The sequence below is a fragment of the Ohtaekwangia sp. genome, from assembly GCF_036568665.1.
Lineage (GTDB): Bacteria > Bacteroidota > Bacteroidia > Cytophagales > Cyclobacteriaceae > Ohtaekwangia.
In genome coordinates this window covers 1-3,996 of the sequence record NZ_DATCSD010000122.1, presented here as the reverse complement: position 1 = coordinate 3,996, position 3,996 = coordinate 1, and the positions used below count along the sequence as shown (strand labels likewise).

The 3,996-nt window shown below is 42.6% G+C and carries 2 protein-coding genes; both read left to right on the top strand.

Annotated elements, in window-relative coordinates; translation table 11 throughout:
• Window positions 1-2,846 (top strand): TonB-dependent receptor (locus tag VIN08_RS06520; protein ID WP_331962009.1); only part of this gene is annotated, 2,846 nt, incomplete at its 5' end.
• A 4-nt stretch (window positions 2,847-2,850) separates the two neighbouring features.
• The coding region (locus tag VIN08_RS06515; protein ID WP_331962006.1) for a RagB/SusD family nutrient uptake outer membrane protein at window positions 2,851-3,996 on the top strand (1,146 nt) is incomplete at its 3' end.

The window sequence follows — 3,996 nt, the reverse complement described above, 5'->3', positions numbered from 1 at the left end:
AGGAAGTTGCCGTTAACAACCAGACAACACTAACTGTAACACTGATTGCCGATATGCAAACACTGTCAGAAGTTGTGGTGGTGGGATATGGTACACAAGAGAAGAAAGATGTTACGGGCTCTATATCTGCTATTAAAGGGTCTGACATTGAAAATATACCTTCCGGTGGTGCACAGCAGGCACTACAGGGAAGAATGGCTGGCGTAAACATTGTGCGCAATGGTGGTGCTCCCGGCAATGCAGGTTCTATTCGTATCCGGGGATTAGGGACTGTGAACAATGCGGATCCATTGATTGTAATAGATGGCGTTCCTGCGGGTACAATGAACGATGTAAATCCGAATGACATAGAGTCATTCGATGTTTTAAAAGACGCATCAGCATCCGCGATCTATGGAACGCGTGCAGCTAATGGAGTAGTACTTATCACCACTAAGCGCGGAAAGTTTGATGATAAACTGAAATTTACCGTAAATGCTTATACAGGGATTTCCAAACGTATCAAAACAATCGATGTGCTGGATGCTCCTACTCTCACAGCACTTAATCATGAAGCATACACTAACGATGCATTAACGGTTCCGACCATCTGGGACGATTCATTGTATCAAATTCAAAAGACCAATTGGCAGAATGAAATATTCAAACAAGGCACTACCAATAATATAGATCTCTCCATCCGTGGTGGCAGTAAGTATTCTTCCTTTGCCATATCCGGAGGTAAATATGACGAACGAGGTATCATTGGCAAAGCATACTACAAACGGTATACATTGCGCATCAATACAGATCATAAAATTGGAAAGCATTTAAAGATTGGTCAAAGTTTACAGTTTACCAATACACATGATAATGCACCAAATACATTATCCGCACAAGATGGCTTGCTTTGGAGTGCTATTCGCTTCCATCCCGGTTTACCTGTATATAAAGCAAATGGCGAGTATAGTCGGAGTCTACCAGGGTTTGGAGACATCAACAATCCGGTATATACAATCGATACGCAAGACAAAGACAATGCACGTAATCGCATACTAGGTAGTGTAACAGGCGAATATGAAATATTGAAAGGCTTAAAAGCAAAAGCGAATCTTGCACTCGATGCAACATTTAGCGATTTTCGTCAATTTGAAGTAAAGATTGACAGCCAGGTTCGCACATCGCCTTATAATCAACTTACAATTACAAACGATAAATACTGGGCTTTTTTACAAGAATATTTCATTTCTTACGATAAGCAGTTTGGCAACCATACGATAGGCATTGTTAGTGGATATACTTCGCAAACTTTTAAAGATATATACCTTAAAGAAGTAGGTCGGGACTTCCCGAGTGAAGATCCAGGTTTGCGTTATATGTCACAGGCCGGAACCATCGTAAACCTCGGTGCAGATAACGGTGGGCGCAGCTACGATGCCTTGCAATCGTTATTCGGTCGCGCCACTTATGCGTTCAAGGATCGTTATTTACTTACTGCAACGTTTCGAGCGGATGGCTCCTCTAAGTTCAGGCCTGGTTTAAAGTGGGGCCACTTTCCTGCGTTCTCTTTGGGCTGGCGTATATCGGAAGAAACATTTTTTCGAAATGCTGTCCCTTTCATGAGCAACCTGAAAATTACTGGTGGTTGGGGGCAACTTGGAAATCAAAATGTAGACCGACTTCAGTATTTAGCCTTGCTACGCAATGGCGGAACATATAACAACTATGCATTGGGTTCTAGTCAACCACAAAATCAAGTAAAAGGAACTGCGCCTTCAGTCATTCCGAATCCTAATATAGGATGGGAAACTGCCGAGATGACTAATTTCGGATTGGATGTAGGATTCCTCGATAACGGCATATTAGTTACAGTGGCTTACTTTATTAAGGACACGAAAGATATGTTATTGAGTCCTCCTTCCGTTGGTACACTTGGCAAAGCAAAGATTCCAGATCAGAACGTAGGACAACTTCGTAACAAAGGATTTGAGCTTGAGATTACCTATAGAAAATCAATCGGCGATCTTAATATTACACTTAGTGGCAATGCAACTTTTATCAAAAATCGCGTAACAAAACTGCTCACACCAGGAAGCTTCCTTTCATCACAAACGTATGGTCGCACTGATCAGGAGATAACACGCTCCTACGTAGGCAGTCCATACGGCACATTCTATGGATGGAAAGCAGATGGTATATATCAAAACCAAGCACAGATAGACTCTGATCCTAATATTTCTGAAGATCCACGAAGAGCCACACAAATACACCCGGGGGATGTACGATTTGTGGACCTGAATGGTGACCATGTAATTGATGATAAAGACCGCACTATATTGGGTAGCCCGCAGCCAAAGGTCACCTACGGTTTTAATGCGAATGCAACATTTAAAGGTATCGATCTCACATTATTCTTTTTAGGTATAGGCGGCGTGGATATTTACAATGCGGACCGTATGCAGGGGCTGAACACTGCTTATTCATTCAATCTATATCAGGAAACAACTGAACGCTGGCATGGAGAGGGTACCAGTAATTCTCTGCCACGTCTTAGTGCTACCGATCCCAACCTCAACTTTCGAACATCGAATCTTTTCATTGAGAGTGGAGCATTTCTGAGACTGAAGAACGTAACATTGGGCTACACATTACCAAGAAATTTTACAGAATCGCTGCATCTGACGCAGGCTCGTTTCTATGTAACCGGCCAGAATATATTTACCCTCACCAAGTATAAAGGCTTGAATCCTGAACTGGGTTATGCAGACGGCAATCGTTCATCTGGACAGTATACCCAGGTGAATGTGGATTATGCACAATATCCGCTTGCCAGAACCTTTACTATCGGTGCCACTCTATCCTTCTAATGCTATGAATACTAATTCAATAAAGAAACTATCAGCAATTGCTGCATTGCTAACAGGTATAGCATTTACAGCATGCCAAGATAATCTGCTGGATTCTACGCCATACGGTCAGACAACTTCCGATAAATTTTGGCGCAACAGTGATGATGTAATAGCAGCAACAAATGCTATATATTCACCTCTGCTAGATGAAGATGGATTCGCTCACACAGAATATACATACGACAACAGCTCTGACGATATGATTCGCTCGGGGAACCATGGCGATGCGGAAGCACAACTTGAGGGATTTACGTTCAATGCCTCCAATACGCATATATTGAATACTTGGTCTACCAGATACGAAGTGATTTCACGTGCCAACACGCTACTAATCAATGCTCCCCAAGTAGATATGGTTGACACACTGCGTAACAGATGCCTGGGCGAGGCATATTTTCTAAGAGGTTTTGCTTACTGGCGACTTGCCGTGATCTGGGGAGAAGTCCCTATCATTCTGGAAGAAGATGCGCTCGCCAATAATTTCAACAAAGCTAAATCTTCACTAACCGAAGTACTGGCTCAGGCGGAATCCGATTTTCTGAAAGCGGCTGAGTTGCTACCAGAAGACTATAGCAAGACTAGCCAGAATACGAAAAATATAGGTCGAGCCTCCAAAGGATCAGCTTATGGATTCCTCACCAAACTATATATGTATCAGGAAAAGTTCTCCAATGCCATCAATGCTGGTAACCACATTATTAACAATGCCAAGTATAAACTGGCCGATAGCTTCGAACAAAATTTTCAACTGGCTACTGAAAATAACCCGGAAATACTATATAGTTTGCAGTACGAACAAGGCTGGACTACAGATGATTCTCCTGCATACTATCATACTCCGGAAATATTAGGAGGTTGGGGCTTTCACGAGCCCATTCAAGATTTGGTTGATGAATTTGAACCAAATGATCCACGTCTCGATTATTCTATTTTCAAACCAGGAGACCAGATCGTAAAAGGATCAACTGTACACATTTTTTCAGCGGCCGATACGCGTTATACCGGCTATGCCTTCCGTAAGTATACCAACTTTACAGACGGTGGTGATATGAGTCAAAGCCTGAACGCTCCATGGATGCGCTCTGCGGATGTATACCTGTTGGTAGCT